14 protein-coding genes are annotated in these 15,869 nt (G+C 37.5%); 6 read left to right on the forward strand and 8 right to left on the reverse strand.

Translation table 11 applies throughout. From position 1 onward, the window contains the following. The first annotated feature begins 7 nt into the window (after positions 1 to 7). The 6 genes from HME7025_RS11115 (at position 8) to HME7025_RS11140 (ending at position 8,552) form a co-directional block, all read left to right on the forward strand. Positions 8 to 253, forward strand: a complete 246-nt coding sequence (locus tag HME7025_RS11115; RefSeq protein ID WP_161956239.1) for a MoaD/ThiS family protein — start codon at positions 8 to 10, stop codon at positions 251 to 253. A gap of 44 nt (positions 254 to 297) precedes the next feature. Beyond that, positions 298 to 2,190, forward strand: coding sequence for an NADH-quinone oxidoreductase subunit 5 family protein (locus tag HME7025_RS11120; protein ID WP_109324003.1), 1,893 nt, complete (start codon positions 298 to 300; stop codon positions 2,188 to 2,190). 22 nt (positions 2,191 to 2,212) lie between these two features. Beyond that, on the forward strand, positions 2,213 to 3,871 hold the full coding sequence (locus HME7025_RS11125) for a complex I subunit 4 family protein (RefSeq protein ID WP_109324004.1): 1,659 nt from the start codon (positions 2,213 to 2,215) through the stop codon (positions 3,869 to 3,871). Between the two features lie 10 nt (positions 3,872 to 3,881). Next, a complete protein-coding gene (locus tag HME7025_RS11130; protein WP_130925851.1) occupies positions 3,882 to 4,241 on the forward strand; it encodes an NINE protein in 360 nt (119 codons plus the stop codon). 28 nt (positions 4,242 to 4,269) lie between these two features. Continuing rightward, positions 4,270 to 5,166 carry a hydroxypyruvate isomerase family protein gene (locus tag HME7025_RS11135; RefSeq protein ID WP_109324006.1) on the forward strand — a complete coding sequence of 299 codons (897 nt, stop codon included), beginning with the start codon at positions 4,270 to 4,272 and terminating at the stop codon, positions 5,164 to 5,166. Between the two features lie 155 nt (positions 5,167 to 5,321). Then, positions 5,322 to 8,552 carry a T9SS type A sorting domain-containing protein gene (locus tag HME7025_RS11140; protein ID WP_109324011.1) on the forward strand — a complete coding sequence of 1,077 codons (3,231 nt, stop codon included), beginning with the start codon at positions 5,322 to 5,324 and terminating at the stop codon, positions 8,550 to 8,552. A gap of 95 nt (positions 8,553 to 8,647) precedes the next feature. On the opposite strand, the gene HME7025_RS11145 is transcribed toward HME7025_RS11140, so the two are convergent. The 8 genes from HME7025_RS11145 to HME7025_RS11180 all read right to left on the reverse strand — a co-directional run bounded on the left by HME7025_RS11145 (position 8,648) and on the right by HME7025_RS11180 (position 15,522). Continuing rightward, complete coding sequence (locus tag HME7025_RS11145; protein ID WP_109324012.1) at positions 8,648 to 9,421, reverse strand: SDR family NAD(P)-dependent oxidoreductase; 774 nt, start codon at positions 9,419 to 9,421, stop codon at positions 8,648 to 8,650. A gap of 66 nt (positions 9,422 to 9,487) precedes the next feature. After that, entirely contained in the window at positions 9,488 to 11,191 is a 1,704-nt protein-coding gene (locus HME7025_RS11150; protein ID WP_109324013.1) for a tetratricopeptide repeat protein, read from the reverse strand. A 151-nt stretch (positions 11,192 to 11,342) separates the two neighbouring features. Further along, positions 11,343 to 12,296 carry a PstS family phosphate ABC transporter substrate-binding protein gene (locus HME7025_RS11155; RefSeq protein WP_226998218.1) on the reverse strand — a complete coding sequence of 318 codons (954 nt, stop codon included), beginning with the start codon at positions 12,294 to 12,296 and terminating at the stop codon, positions 11,343 to 11,345. Continuing rightward, positions 12,277 to 12,519 (reverse strand): hypothetical protein, encoded by a 243-nt coding sequence (locus HME7025_RS13450; RefSeq protein WP_109324015.1) that lies wholly within the window; start codon positions 12,517 to 12,519, stop codon positions 12,277 to 12,279. The genes HME7025_RS11155 and HME7025_RS13450 overlap by 20 nt, the downstream gene beginning before the upstream one ends. A gap of 81 nt (positions 12,520 to 12,600) precedes the next feature. Next, positions 12,601 to 13,422: an energy transducer TonB gene (locus HME7025_RS11165; protein ID WP_109324016.1), complete on the reverse strand. Its 822-nt coding sequence runs from the start codon at positions 13,420 to 13,422 to the stop codon at positions 12,601 to 12,603. Positions 13,423 to 13,466: 44 nt separating this feature from the next. Then, complete coding sequence (locus HME7025_RS11170) at positions 13,467 to 13,922, reverse strand: ExbD/TolR family protein (protein ID WP_317046215.1); 456 nt, start codon at positions 13,920 to 13,922, stop codon at positions 13,467 to 13,469. 84 nt (positions 13,923 to 14,006) lie between these two features. Then, the gene (locus tag HME7025_RS11175; protein WP_109324018.1) at positions 14,007 to 14,612 is read right to left on the reverse strand and encodes an ExbD/TolR family protein; all 606 of its coding nucleotides are present in this window, start codon (positions 14,610 to 14,612) and stop codon (positions 14,007 to 14,009) included. 73 nt (positions 14,613 to 14,685) lie between these two features. Next, on the reverse strand, positions 14,686 to 15,522 hold the full coding sequence (locus HME7025_RS11180; protein ID WP_109324019.1) for a MotA/TolQ/ExbB proton channel family protein: 837 nt from the start codon (positions 15,520 to 15,522) through the stop codon (positions 14,686 to 14,688). Positions 15,523 to 15,869: the final 347 nt, after the last annotated feature.

Below are 15,869 nucleotides of genomic sequence, written 5' to 3' on the forward strand. Positions count from 1 at the left end.
CAAACGAATGCCAAACTATCGAATTCTACTTTTTGGTTTAACACGAGATTTGCTTCAAAATAAGGAAATTGAGTTGCGTTCCGAGAAAATATTAACGGCAGCTCAGCTTTTGCAAGAACTAAAAACGAGCTATCCACCTTTGGCCAAGCTTCCCTCCCTACGAATTGCAGCGGAACATCATTTTCCAGAAGCTGATTTTATCTTGAATGAAGGCATGGAAATTGCCCTAATTCCACCAGTCAGTGGCGGTTAAACAACAAAGAACTGTATATTTGTACATTAAACTCGTGTAACCCGATGGGCTTAACCCCCTTATTTATTGGCCTCCTCCTTTTCCCCTGGATTTCGGCCATGCTCATCGCACTTTGCTTTAAAATTCCCAAGAACTTATTAGCTACTTTTTCTAGCTTTTTATCTTGTATTCAATTAATCGGATTAGCCTATTTTATTTACCAAGTAAATGGTCATGAAATTGCTATTCATAACCCATGGTTTACTCTGGGAGATTCCGAATTTAGAGCTAGCTTCGTTGCCACATCTTCTGCTCAAATGGTAGCTTTACTCGTGGCTATTGTAGCTTTTTTTGTTCAAGTTTTCTCAAGTTCATATCTTCAAGATGAGCCTCATTTAGCTAAATACTACCTGTATTTAAACCTCTTTGCGGCAGCCATGTATGCCTTACTATTTGCCGATCAAATTTGGATTTTCTATGCTTCTTGGGAAATGGTGGGAGCCTGCTCCTATCTTTTAATCAGTTTTTGGTATCAAAAAGAAGTCGCCATTCAAGCTGCAAAAAAAGCCTTTCTATTAAATCGTTTAGGTGATATTGGACTACTAATTGGCTTAATTGGCTTGTCCATCCATTTTAACGCCATGGAGTTTTCTGCCATGCACATAGGATCTGTTGGGCCAGCACCCATTGCCATAGGTATTGCATTACTAGCAGGTGCTATAGGAAAATCTGCTCAATTTCCACTCATGTCTTGGCTACCTGATGCCATGGAAGGACCAACTCCTGCATCTGCCCTAATCCATGCAGCTACCATGGTGGCCGCTGGTGTCTACCTTGGCATTAAAATATACCCCATTACTGGAGAAGACACTCATTTATTCATGGCAGCTATCGGTGCCATTTCGCTACTTAGCGGGGCTGTATTTGCCTTATTTCAACAAGATATCAAAAAAGCATTAGCTTATTCAACTATATCCCAATTGGGTCTTATGTGGATGGGAATGGGTTCTGACGCCTCATTATTACATTTAGTGGTACACGGTATTTTCAAAGCAGGTCTATTCCTTTCGGCCGGCTCTGTTATTCATTATTTACACCATCAAAAAGCTAGTCATCACCTAGATCCTCAAAGCTTACATCAGATGGGGGGGCTAAGAAAGCAGTTACCTTGGACTGCACTTGGCTATGGTATTTTTGCAGCAGGCTTAATGGGGTTACCATTGACTAATGGCTTTTTCAGCAAAGAAAACCTAGCAGGCTTACTTTGGGAAAATGCACAAAACAGCCCATTTTACCCTATTTATTGGACCTTACTTGCTTGTTTAGGTGTAGGTATGTTATTAAGTAATTGGTATATCAGTCGACAGTTCTACTTAATTTTCATGGGGGAAAACCGAAAAAATTTAACCTTAGAAAAACCATCGTGGAATTTACCTCAGTATGTCCCCGTGCTTATTTTAGCACTTTTCAGCTTATTTTTCTGGACAAGTACCCAAGTATTACATATCCATCCTTCATTACTTTTAGATAAATTTCAACTAAAAACCTGGGAAGTTCCTACAATCTGGCTTCTCATAACAATATTCAGTTGGGTACTAGGTTTAGGTTTAACTTGGATAAGCCGCCAGTGGATCCCTCAAGACAATTACCGTTTTTGGCCATCATTTTGGCCATCCATTTTTCAATTGACAAATGGTAAAGCACGATGGGTACATATTATTGATAATGTATTCCTAGATCGATTCTTAATTTGGTTAGCCCAATTACAGGTAGTAACTGGACATATATTAGCCTGGTTAGATCAATTTATCGTTGATGGCATTCTTGTTGGATTTAGTACAAAAATCAGTCAAATTTCTGGTCACTTCTTAAGTAGATGGCAGTCAGGAAAAGTTCAGCAGTATTGGATATTGGTATTTTTAACATTTGGTCTATTTTTACTTTACGTTTGGTTGTAAATAGTCCTTTTAAAATGAAATAATGGGTTTACCGCTACTATCATTTATTATTCTTTTACCATTAATAGGCTCCATAGTGGCTGCACTTGTGAAATGGGAAAATGGAATTAAACATTGGGCTACAGGGATTTCTGTCATTCAATTATTAGCTCTTGCATATGCAGGAACTGCATTTGACCTATCGTCAACTTCATTTCAATGGAAAGAAGAACTTCAATGGATTCAATTACCTCTAGGTTCATTAGGAGAATTTGTCATCAAATATTCCTTAGGACTTGATGGTTTAAGCTTTTTATTAATTGCGTTAACGGGCTTTATATCCTTTTTGGCCGTCATCAATTCGCATACGATTCAAGAGAAAAAAGGTGCCTATTATTCTTTGGTACTATTATTAAATGCTGCCTTAATGGGTTGCTTTTTGTCCCGTGATTTATTCCTTTTTTACGTTTTCTTTGAATTCATGCTCTTACCCATGTATTTCCTAATTGGTATTTGGGGAGGGCCTCGCAAAAACTATGCTTCCATTAAATTCTTCCTATATACATTAATTGGCTCGCTTTTTATACTCATTGTGATGTTAGGAATCAGCTTGGCCTATATTGATCCCTATGAAACAGCTAAACATATTGGCTTGATTCAAGAGGGTCAAAGTTTTGATTTAGCTGCTTTAAAAAATATTCAAACGGCAATAGCTAACAAGGAAATTGCCAACTTTGATTTGGTACATAGTTTTGATATGCAGGCTCTAAGCGATGTTAATAATTGCCAAACCAGCAGTATTTTACATCCAAATTCAGGATGGTTATTAAATGGCCTTAGTGCCAGAATGTGGGGGTTTTGGCTTTTATTCATTGGGTTTGCAATCAAACTACCCATGGTCCCTTTACACACATGGCTACCCGATGCCCACGTAGAAGCTCCCACCCCAATTTCTGTCCTTTTGGCTGGGGTACTCTTGAAAATTGGGGCATATGGTTGGTTAAGAACAGCTATTCCTTTCTTTCCAAAAGAAGCCTTGGAGTCGGCCAATATCATGGCGGCTTTGGGAGCGATTTCCATCATTTACGGAGCATACAATGCCCTTGCTATGAGTGATTTGAAAAAACTAGTAGCCTACTCCTCTGTTTCACATATGGGTTTTGTCCTACTAGGAATTGCTTCCTTTCATGCTGAGGGTTGGCAAGGAGCTATTTACCAATTAGTTTCTCACGGAATTCTTTCTGCTTTATTGTTTTTAGTGGTGGGAGTTCTATATGAAAGAACTCACGACCGACAAATCGATCACTATTCCGGCATTGCTAGCTTGATGCCACGATTTACCTTAATTTCAGGTATCGCCATTTTTGCATCATTAGGGTTACCTGGATTTTCAGGATTTATTGGAGAATTTTTCAGTCTTTTGGGTGCATTCACTAGTCCATATATTCACCCAGCATGGGCAGTATTGGGTGCATTTGGCATTTTATTAGGAGCTGGTTATTTCCTTTGGACCTTCCAAAAAATCTATTTAGGTAAAACTTATCTATTCGATTCCCAGTGGAAATTGCCCGATTTAAATCGCCTAGAAATATTTAGTTTGTTCAGTCTTGGTATATTAAGCATCCTTTTCGGTATATTTCCACAATTAATCTTGGATTGGTCCAAATACTTTGTGTCCAACTTCTTGACAACCCTACATTAATATCAGGCTTATGAACCCTAGATTTTTGCCCTTAATTTCACAATTAGAAATGGAGGAAATGATTGCCGTGAAACAAAAATTGCATGACTTAAGTGATAGTCAACAAGAGCAATTTTTAGGTATTTACCTAGCTAGAAGAAGAGATACACTATTAATTCTATTGTGTACGCTCATGGGTTTTGTAGGATTTGCTGGTATTCAGCGATTTGTCACCAATCGAATTGGATTAGGACTTCTCTATTTTTTTACCGGAGGATTTCTGTTGATTGGTACGATTATCGATTTAGTCAAATACAAAAAAATTGCCTTGAAATATAATTTAAAAGTATTGGAAGAAACCGGTATGTTAATTGGAACTTGGCAAGGTTAATACTATTTAATTAAGAAAAACCATTACGATGAAAACTACATTTACAAGAAGAGATGTCATAAAAAACTCCGCAGGATTGGCGGGGCTAGGTTTCTTAGGTAATTCCATGGAACACCGATTTAAGGAAGCAGACACCCAAGCAGGAATTGATTTAAAAGGTAAAGTCAACCACTCAGCTTGCCGCTGGTGCTATCAGGCTATTCCCTTTGAGGAATTAGTCATAAATGCCAAAAAAATTGGTTTGCAATCCATTGAGCTAACTGGGCCTGAAGAGTGGGATATTTTGAAAAAACACGATATGACCGCTGCCATTGGCTGGGGTAAATATCCAGAAGGAATGGGCTTGACTAATTTTTTCAATAAGATAAAAAACCACGATCAATTGGTGGCTTTTTATGAAGATTTAATTCCAAGAGCCGCTAAAGTGGGCGTTAAAAACTTAATTACTTTTTCCGGTAATAGAGATGGAATGAGTGATGAACAAGGCTTATTAAATTGTAAAAAGGGGCTACAACGCATCATGAAAACGGCTGAAAGACATGATGTAACTATTTCCATGGAATTATTAAACTCCAAAGTAAATCACAAAGATTACCAATGTGACCATACGGAGTGGGGAGCAGTTTTGTGTGAAATGGTAGGTTCTGATAAATTCAAATTACTTTACGATATCTACCATATGCAAATCATGGAAGGAGACGTAATTGCTACGATTAAAAAGCATAACCAATATATTTCTCATTACCATACAGGTGGAGTACCCGGTAGAAATGAAATTGATGAAAGTCAAGAGTTAAATTATTCCGCTATCATCAAAGCTATTTATGATACAGGTTATAAAGGCTTTATCGGACAGGAATTCATACCAGCTCGTGCTGATAAAATGGCTTCTTTAGAGCAAGCAGTTAAGATTTGCGACATCTAATTACCAGAACCCTGATATTTACGCAAGCTGTTGACATACAATAGCTTGCGTATTTTTTTTACCAAGTAATTCATTATTCCCATTTCAAAGCCCCACTCGGCTATTTAGGTTCAGCATTTATTTTCTGATTTGAACTCACATTCTTTGAGTTCAAAATGAAAAAGCTCTTAATTCATTTACTAATATTGTTCATAAGTAGGGAAACCCTTAGCCAGTGCCCTACTATTCAGACTCAGCCCGTTTCTCAATCAGATTGTGATGGGAATAGCATCAGAATGATCGTGAAAGCTGATGGTAGTACATTTCAATGGGAAAAGAAACGACCCAATGACAGTCAATTCAGCGCTGTTTCAGGAGCTACCAGTGCCCAGTATCAAATTTATCCTAGTGGAGGAACACTCCATCCCTCTGGTACTTTATATCGAGTTAAGGTTAGCAAAAACTCCTGTCAAGTTTATTCCCAAGAGGCAAGTATTACCTTACATAGTATTACTTCCATTGTCAACCCAAGCATTTGTGAAAGAGGAATCGGAACTTTAACACCACAGATCCCTAGTTCTTCTTTAGCACAAGTTCAGAATTACCAATGGACGCGTTCTGTGAATGGAGGGCCGTTTGAAGATATGGTGGATGATGCCAATTTCAGCGGTACTAAAGACAAAGAATTGGTTATTTCTAATGCAATGATGACCTTGAATAGTCAAAAAATTAAAGTGCGAATTAATTTTTCCATTAGTCCCAATAATGATAATGAAGGTTCTTTGACCAATGAAAATCAGTCTAGCACTTGTCCAAGAACATCCACTGAGGTTAGTTTACAAATTAAAAATGCCCCTGTTCCTACTCATGCTTCCAATCTTTATAAAGGATGTGTGGACAGCCCAATATCAATCAATTCAACAGGTTGTTCTCCATACAGTACCTATTGGTACAATGAACAAGGACAAAAAATTGGAGAAGGAGCCCGAATGAACATCAGTTTAACTGATGCTTCACCACATTTGTTCAAAGCTACTTGTTTTAAAAATGGATGCGAAAGTCTTCCTTCCTTAGGTACTTATGCACAAGGATTCCCTGTCCCCGAGGCTCCAAGCAACAGCGGTACGCCAACACAGGTTTGTAGCGGTGCCATCATTACCTTCAAAGCCTCTGGAGGAAGTAATAATTTGTGGTATCTCAATGCTATTGATAAAAATACAGTTAGTACTGCCACATCCATTCAGGTATCACAAACAACCAATATTGGGCAAGATAATCTTGAAATTATCCGATGGGTATCTCAAAAAATAAATGAATGTGAAAGTCCTAAAACAGCCATCCGAGTCACTGTAGCTCCTTCTCTTTTGGCAGATGCTGGTGAAAATAAACAACTTAAAGGAGATGATTTGTATGATGCTAATTCATTTACCACTGCCATTAGAGGGGTACCTCCCTATAGTTTCACATGGTCAACAAGTAATAATACACCTATAAGTGCAAATCAAGTGAGTAACCCAATCATAGGCCCCTTTCGTTCTTCTGCTTATATCAAAGTTCAAGTCAAAGATCAATTGAATTGTATAGCCAAAGACTCGGTATTTATTCAATGGGAAAACCAAGTCATCAACATCCCTCAAGATAGCATCATTGTACCTGAAATCCCCCGTGATAGCACGGTAGTAACCATCCCTGATATTGGCCAAGAGGATGACGACATCAGTACACCTATTGATGAAGAAGAGCCATCTGTCAACCCTAGTCCACCTTGGCATGAAATTACATATACGATGGAACCATTATGTCAACAAGACGCCTATAAAATAGAAGTTCAAGGCTGCCCAGGAAATGTCATGTATTTTAATCAGTATGGTCCAGAGCAATTGAGAGCCCAAGGTGCTGAATGGATAGTAGATGCTAGTTATGAATTATTCGTCCAAATTCGATGCTCCGATTCTAACAGCAATACGATTAACCTAAGGATTCCTGTATTGAAAAAACCAAAGATTCCGATTATTAAAAATTTTGAACAAGATGTATGTCAGGGTCAAGTTGCCCAAATTGAAATAGATCATGTATTCAAAAATCAATTTATAGGTTGGGAAAAAGATGGCCATTTTTTCTCTGAGGCATTTATTTTACATCAAGAATTAGAGGCTGGACAATATCAAGCGATTATTCAACAAGGTACCTGTTTCTATCGTAGTGAAGTATTAGAGCTTATAATTCGGATACCTCCACCAGTCACAACAATAATTGCCTCAAAAACTTCTCTTTGCTTGAAAGACACTAGCCTTTTAGCTACAACCCAATTCTATCCATACGTCAAATGGAAAAATGGTGAAAAAGCCAGTAATGTCAAGTTCCTGGCACAACAAGTTGGCGTATTTGAATTCCAAGTTCAAGTAAGTCAAGACAATCAATGCTGGTCAGATTGGTCAAATTCTTATTCTATTCAAGTACATGAAAATCCTATTCCTCCAAATATAACAGCTTCGCCAGCCTTGGGATTTTGTCAAGGGGATTCCATTCTTCTAAAAGCACCCACTGAATACATCAACTATCTATGGAATACAAGAATTACGACTCCCAATTATAACGTGAAAAGCCCAGGATGGTATTGGCTCAAAGTGCAAAATCAATTTGGCTGCTGGTCTGTTTCGAGTGATTCAGTTCAAACATATCATTATCCTGAGGAACCAATTCCCAATATTGAGGCTATTCCTTCCAAACAATTTTGTACAGGTGAAAGCATTGAATTACAAGCTAGTCATGCTCATGCCTATTTATGGAAAAATGAATCGACTGAGGAACGAATTAAAATTACTGACTCCGGGACTTATTGGCTAAAGACTCGCAATGTATATGGATGCTGGTCAAAGAGAAGCGAAGAAGTCAGCATTTATCGACGAGAAAATCCTTTGCTACCTGCCATTAAAAAATCAGGAGTATATTTTCTAGAGGCGATTAGTTTAGATCAGCCAGATCAATATGAATGGAAAAAAGATCATCAACGATTGAATGATCAAGAAGCCTTAATAAAGGCCAAGGAAGTTGGGATATACGAAGTTCGATCGTTAAAACAATATGACTTGTATCCATTGAAAAGCTTGATTTGTTATTCTCCCTATCAGAAAATAAGCATGTCGATACCTGAAAACATGCAAGGAATGTCCATTTTCCCCAATCCTAATAAAAATGGCATGTTACAACTAGAGCTTTTAGATGACATCCCTCAAGCAGAAGCAAAAATATTTGACTTCTTAGGCAATGAAATTATTCAATACAATTTACCTAGTAGTACACAACCCATCAAATTACAATTACCTCAAATCCCTGCGGGAACATATATTTTAAAGATCATTGCTCCTAATTATAGTAAAGAGAAAATGATCATTATTAGCCCATAAAAATCCAATTCAAACTTGAAGTACAGAAATTAAACTATCACTAAACACACATGGCCCCGATGGGGCCATGTGTAAACTACATTTTCATGTGAGTATTACTCATATATTCCTTTAGCTACTTTCTCGCTTAACGATTTTGGCATTAACCACGCCAAGGTCGCTCCTAATTTATTTATAAATCCAGTAATGACTTCTGGTTTATGAGCAAACATACCTTCCACAGCTAATCTAGCAACCTCTTTAGGAGTCATCACTACTTTTTCAGCAGCCTTTCTTGCCTTATCTTGCAAATTAGCACGGTCATTGAAATTAGTTGAGGTGGCCCCTGGACTAATCACGGTTACTTGAATTCCTTTTGGCTTCCATTCGTGATATAAACCACGAGAAAAATTCAATACAAACACTTTACTTGCGGCATATAAACTCATCAAAGGAATTGCCTGGTAAGCAGTCGAACTTGCTATATTTAATACGTAAGCCTGCCCCTTACCTTGCAGTAGCGGGAAAAAACGATAACAAGCTTCTGTCAATGCATGCATATTTACTTGCATCATTTGTTGGTTTTCCTCCCAAGAATATGACTCAAACGCCCCTACCAATCCATATCCAGCATTATTCACCAAAATTCTCACATCCACCTGTTTTTCCACAACCCATTCATATAACTGAGTTACTGCCCCTAACTGGGATAGATCTAGTGGTAAATAATCAACTTCTAATGCAAAGTGCGATTTGATTTCATCGCTTACTTGATGTAATTCTTGGGCATTGCGTGCTACTAGAAGCAAATTATATCCCCTGGCTGCTAATTCCAAAGCTATTTCCTTTCCTATTCCTTTACTAGCACCTGTAACGATAGCGTATGACATGATGGTATCTAAATTGAGTGATCGATTTAAAAATAAAAAGCTGCATGAAGCAGCTTTTTATTCAATTTATTTCTTTGGAGCCGCAGCTGGAGCAGCTGGAGCAGGATTGAAATAAGCTTTGATATCTGGATCATCTGGCTTAATCTCCTGAGCTTTAGTAAATAATTCTTTTACTTTGGCTTCATCCTTGGTAACCGATAAATGATATCCACCTAAGAATTTAAGTGCTTCAAATAATTGGTTTTTATCTTCTTTATATTGAGTGCTTTTTTCTGCTTTTTGTTGTTCTACAGAAGCCAAGAACTTCTCATAATAAGGAGCTCCTAACCATTTTGTTCCTGTATAATCAATGAAGTTATTAGCACGAGCACGGTTAATGTAGAATGGAGGCCATTTGTCATTAATCTCAATCGCCTTAGCAAACATAGAATCAGCTCTCATAGCCATAGCAGGACGACCTAAGGTGTCTGCACGATCCATGTAAGCAGAAGTTAAATAATAGTCCATGGCAACTTTGAAATAATCACCAGAGCCTACTGTTTGGCTTTTCTTCTTTTTCCATTCAATACTACCTAAACCTGCTTTAGCCGCATCAGCATATCTTTTTTGCTTGTAACGAACATCATGAATGATGGAATACACATTGTTATTCGTATCTAAAGGAGCAGCTCTTTCTAAATAGATTAAAGCGACAGAGTCTTTACCCAAACCTTGGTACCCTTTTCCAAAGTACAAATCATCCATAAAATAAGGCTTAACACCTTTTTTCACCATACCGTCTAGGTTTTCAATACCTTGTTGAAAATTACCCATTTCCACATTGGCATATCCACGCATACGATAGATATCATTATCTTTAACACCTTTCTTATCTGCCTCATCTGTGAACTTCATTGCTCCTTCATAGTCTTTAGACAAGAACAATAATTTGGCAGTTTCTAAAGTAACTTCAGGAGTAGCTTCTGCTTTCTCTAAATACTTTCTAAAATAACGTGCTGCATTTTTGTATTGGTTACCTACGATTAGGTATTCACCGTAACGACGGTGAGCTGGTGCATAGTTTGAATCTAAGTCAATAGCTTCTTTGTAACGAGCTTGTGTTTCTTTGTAGTTCTTTCCACGTAAATACACAATACCAATTTTAACTTTAGCTTTTACATTCTTAGGATCTTGCAATAAGGCCTGCTCATAAGCAGTTACAGCATTACCACCATCATTCTTGATTAAGTAAGCATCACCTTTAACAATGTACTGAGCCGCATTGGGAACCTTCTTTGTTTTTTCTTGAATCAAATCAATCAAACGAATGGCTTCTCCCGGATCATTATTGTTAGCATTGAAGCTTTCTTCTTTTCCTAAAACATAAAACATCTCATAAGCCTCAGCAATACGGTGCAAAACGTCAGGATTTTTTTCTTTTGTCTCTTTAATAATGCGATCGAATTCAGCTTTTGCTGCTGACACATTATTTTGTCCTACTAAAATAGACGCTAAACCAACTTGATTCAAGTAGTTCTTAGGATCAGCTGCTTTACCTTTTTCGAAAGCGGCTTTCGCATTATCCCAATCACGAAGATTCAAGTAATAATAGCCAAGGAAATAGTAATTCTCTCCAGTAGGAGCTGATGCTACTAAAGATTCAAACACTTGTTTGGCTCTACTTGGCTGATGACGATCTAAAAAATGCAAACCATCTTGGATTGTTTGCCCGAAGGCCACATTGGATACTAATAATCCCAAACCCAGTATCCACGATTTCATTTTCTTCATTGTTAATTTAAATTAATTGCGATTCTTAATAATTCTCAGGCCTTAAATTGAAATAATTCAATAAAATATCGTAAAAGTTTACTTTTTTACGAACTACAAAATTAATTATAATTCTTCAATATTTTATTAGACAATGTCAATTAAATATGCTCTATTGGCTAATTTGATACTGTCTAATCGTGATAGGGCGGGTCAGAGGAATTAATCCAGCCTTCAATACTATCAACTGTCCCATATCGCCACACACATAATTAACGAATCCAGTGCCTAATCCCATGTGTGATTCTTTTAAAATTATCTTAACATCCCTACGTAATGGATATTTTTTCAACGCCAAATTATAACCGAATGGTTGATAAAAATCGCCAGCAGTGCTACTACTTTTCTCACTAACAGACATGACATGTACAGAACGAATAAATCCTAAAGATGTTGGATTATCTCCATCACTAATCCAATTGGAGCCGATGATTCCAAGGGCATTGGGATGAGATTTTACATATTCAATGACAGCCTTATTAGAACCAGCAGCGAATATGGGTAGTGGTTTATTGGTATCGAGTCCAAATTTATCGACCAAAAACTTAATATTACTGGAATTAGCTTTATCAACAACTAAGGCTACTTCACCACGAACGCCCTTTGCCCCTAAAGATTCCCATGTTTTTTTCTCTCCGGTTAACAATGATTTTAAAGCAGGAAGAGATATTAATGTATCCACATTTTGAGGATGTACCAAAAGAGCTAGACCATCTGCCGCGAAATTATAACTGCGGTAAGTTACTTTTTCTCGCGTAAAAATTTCTTTTTCTTTTTCTGTCAAATCTCGCGTAACTACAACTGCACGGACTTTCTCATTCAACAAATCTGCGACAGCTTCATTTTCTGCATGGAAATCAAAATTGATTTTAGCAAAGTGGTAATTATTTTCAAAGGCGGTTTTTTCAGCAATTAACAAAGGCTGAAAAGATTCATCAACAGCTACTGAGATTTCTCCTTGCGCTGGACCATCAGAAAATTTACTTTCCTTGGATTTATTACAAGAAAATATACTGGCTACAACTAACAAGCTAAGCCCTAGTGATTTAATCTTCATAATTGCCATAATCTGGATCTTTTGTTTCACTAACATATAAAAAAGCACGCCAAATACGAAATATGCCATACAACATAAACAATATTCCCAACCAAAAAGTAGTGGGCATGTCCAGTAAAATCCCTAATTGGAATTCTGACCAGAATCCAATGTAATAGCCTAAAAAGAAATAAGCTAAAGCGGCGAAAAAGCGAAAAAAAACATTAATCCAAACTGCTGCTGGGCGTGCCATAGTCAAAACAGAAAAATTGTTAAACAATCAGACCTGCCAAATAAGAAATTTAGCAGGTCTGAAAAATGAATAGGAAATTGATTATTCGGAAAGTACGAAAGTAATCGGCTGAGTGAATCGAGAACGTACCGCACGACCTGACTGCTTTCCAGGAGTCCATCTAGGTACCAACTTAATTACACGTTCAGCTTCTTCATCGCAACCGAATCCTACAGATTTCAAAATTTTAACATCTTGTATAGAACCGTCTGTATTAACAACAAACTGAACATATACTTTACCACCTACGTTTGCACGTTGAGCAGCTGATGGGTATTTTAAATTTTTCTGCAAGAAACGTCCGAAAGCTGCAGGTCCACCAGGGAATTCTGCTTGTTGCTCTACCGCTGTGAAGATTTCCTCTTCAGCAGGTTTTGGTGGCTCAACTGGCTCTTCTTTTCCTTTAGCATCTGGATCCACTGGAGGTTCGTAATTCTCCGTTTCACCTTTAACTGTTTCACTAGCTGTATTACCACGTACCTCTTCTGGCGGTGGCTCAGGCTTAGTCACCTCTTCATCATGTTTGATTTCAGGAGGCAAGAATTTAGTTGTCGTCACCTTAGGAATTTCTTTCGGTGGTGGCGGCGGTGGTGGCGGTGGCAACTCTACCTTCTTCTGTGGAGGAGGAGTGTCCAATTTCATTACTTCGGCTGTCACCTCTGTTTTCTCAGTATTAGAGGCAGTTAACTGTTTCCAGAACGCTGCCAATAACAATGCACCAACAAAAAGTGCTGAGCCTAGTAATACAGACCGCTTGATGACCTTAGGATACGTTGTCCTTAAAAGAAAAGCACCATACTCACGGTTCTTATCTTTAAAGATAATGTCATCTAATGTAGCATCTTGGCTTATTACTTGTGACATAGTTTATGTTATTTAAAAATTAATTTAAAAGGCTTTTGACCAAATTACTTTCCTGAACGTTTGATTAAGGCTTCAGTATCTGGATCAATTTCTAATAAGGCATAACGCTTGTTATTAGTAATTGCACATTCATCCAACATATCTACCATATTACGGTATTTTGCTTTTTTTGTTGGCTTAATTACCAGAGTAAAGTTGCTACCAACTTTAGCCTTTAAATCCGCGATTACTTTGCGAATTCCCGTGTCAGAATAATCGGTCACCTCTAACTTGGTGCCTGCTTCAGTTGGGATACCTTGGTAGTAATACACCTTATTCTCATCTGGACACACAGTAAGTGTTTCCGATAATTTAACAGGTGATGTTTCCTTAGTATCCGTTTTATCAGGCATGTTTAATTGCATGGTAACGGGCTTTGCTAACGTAGTCGTTAACATAAAGAAAGTGATAAGAAGAAAGCCTAAGTCCACCATTGGTGTCATGTCAATTTTGGTTGACATTTTTTTACTTCGCTTCTTCCCGCCTTTCTTACCCCCACCGGAGCTATCTATTTCTGCCATTTCTTTTTCGAATTAGAATGTAAATTATTTTGGTTTATTCTCAGGAGCAGTAATCAACTGGAAGATATTAATGTTCTGAGCTTGTAATGTACCGATAATATCAGCAAATACTTTATAGCTAGAATTTTGATCTCCTTTGATCGCAACCTTCAACTCTGGATTAGATAATTTAGCATAACCTACCCAATAGGATAATTCATTATTAGATGAATCAATAGGTATACCTTTAATAAATCCTTTATCCTTAGCTTCCGAAGGTTTCATATTCAACACCTGACGCATCGCACCAGCTGGGTATCCGACGATTTCTGAACTCATGTAGTTCTTCTTCATTTCGCCTGTCAAAGCAACTCCATAGCGATTAGCCATGCGCTCTAACATAAACTCCCTAGCCATTTGATCATCAGTTGCCAAATAAACCCCTCCCTCATTGGAAACACTGATGGTTAACATACCATCTTTCGTATTCAGAGCTTTCTCTGAAATAGATGATGGTGGTGTAATCGTAACTGCCTCTTCTGGACGGAACTTCGCGGTTAACATGAAGAACGTAAGCAGAAGAAAAGCCACGTCACACATCGCTGTCATATCGAGTGAAACACTTTGTCGTTTGGCTTTAACTTTTGGCATAACAATTTTTATTTTGAACGGTGAAAAAAATGATAAATCGGAACAAAAAATTCACTCCGAATTGGTTCAAATATTAATTGTGATGCGTAGCATAGTTTTGGTTAACGCTCAAACCAATCTCATCAATGCTGTAAGTTAACTCATCAATTTTAGATGTGAAAACGTTGTAAGCGATGATACAGATAGCTGAAGTACCAATACCTAATGCTGTATTTACAAGAGCCTCAGAGATACCATTTGCCAAAGCAGATGCATCTGTAGATCCTCCTGAGTTACCTAATGCAGAGAACGCCTTGATCATACCAACTACCGTTCCTAATAGACCCAATAAAGTTGATACCGACGCTAAAGTTGCAATGATAGTTAAATTTTTCTCCAACATTGGTAATTCCAATGAAGTAGCTTCTTCAACTTCTTTGCTTAATGCTGATAATTTTTGCTCTTTATCTAAAGAACTATCAGAAATCAATTGCTTATACTTTTTAACAGCAGAAAGAGTTACATTTCCTACTGAACCTTTTTGCTTTTCGCAAGCTTTCAAAGCGCCTTCAACATCATCTTTGTCTAAAGCAGCTTGGATACCACGAACGAATGCATTAACATCACCAGTTCCTTTTGCTTTACCAATTGTAACTAAACGCTCAATTGAGAATGTTAAAGCTGTCAAGAAACAAGTCATTAACACGGGCACAATCACACCACCTTTGTACACGATACCAAAGTAATCGCCTGGAATTGGGTGTCCTTCATTGGTTCCACCTTCGAAGTGAGAGCCATCACCCATAATGAATTGGAAAATCAATAATGCAATGACAAATAGGATGACAAGAATTAAACCTGCAGGAATTCCGCCAGATTTTTTTTGGGGTGCAGCTGGCTTAGCAGCTGGCTTTGGTTGTTGTGTACTCATTAGTTTGGTAATTTGGGGTTAAAGAATTATTTAAAAATAAAACTCGCGAAAATACAACGTAGCAGTTTTCATAGATTTCTAAGCGTCCGCTGTTTTTTTCAGTAAAGGCAAAAGTAATGCAATTCTTAATTAATTTTTACACGGGTTTATCTAAAAAGTTCTCATTTTTTTCATATGACTTAGGGGCCTATTGTACTATCCTGATATTTTAAACTAAATATGTCGCTTTATTGGGTACTTTTTCGAGAATTAAAAAATTAAAAAAAAATGAAAAAAAATTAATTTAAACCGTTAAATCGGCAAAAGTCCCCTGTAAAAATTCTAACTTTAAACACCAAAACAACCTT

The sequence above is a fragment of the Aquirufa nivalisilvae genome (assembly GCF_003143535.1).
GTDB classification, from domain to species: domain Bacteria; phylum Bacteroidota; class Bacteroidia; order Cytophagales; family Spirosomataceae; genus Aquirufa; species Aquirufa nivalisilvae.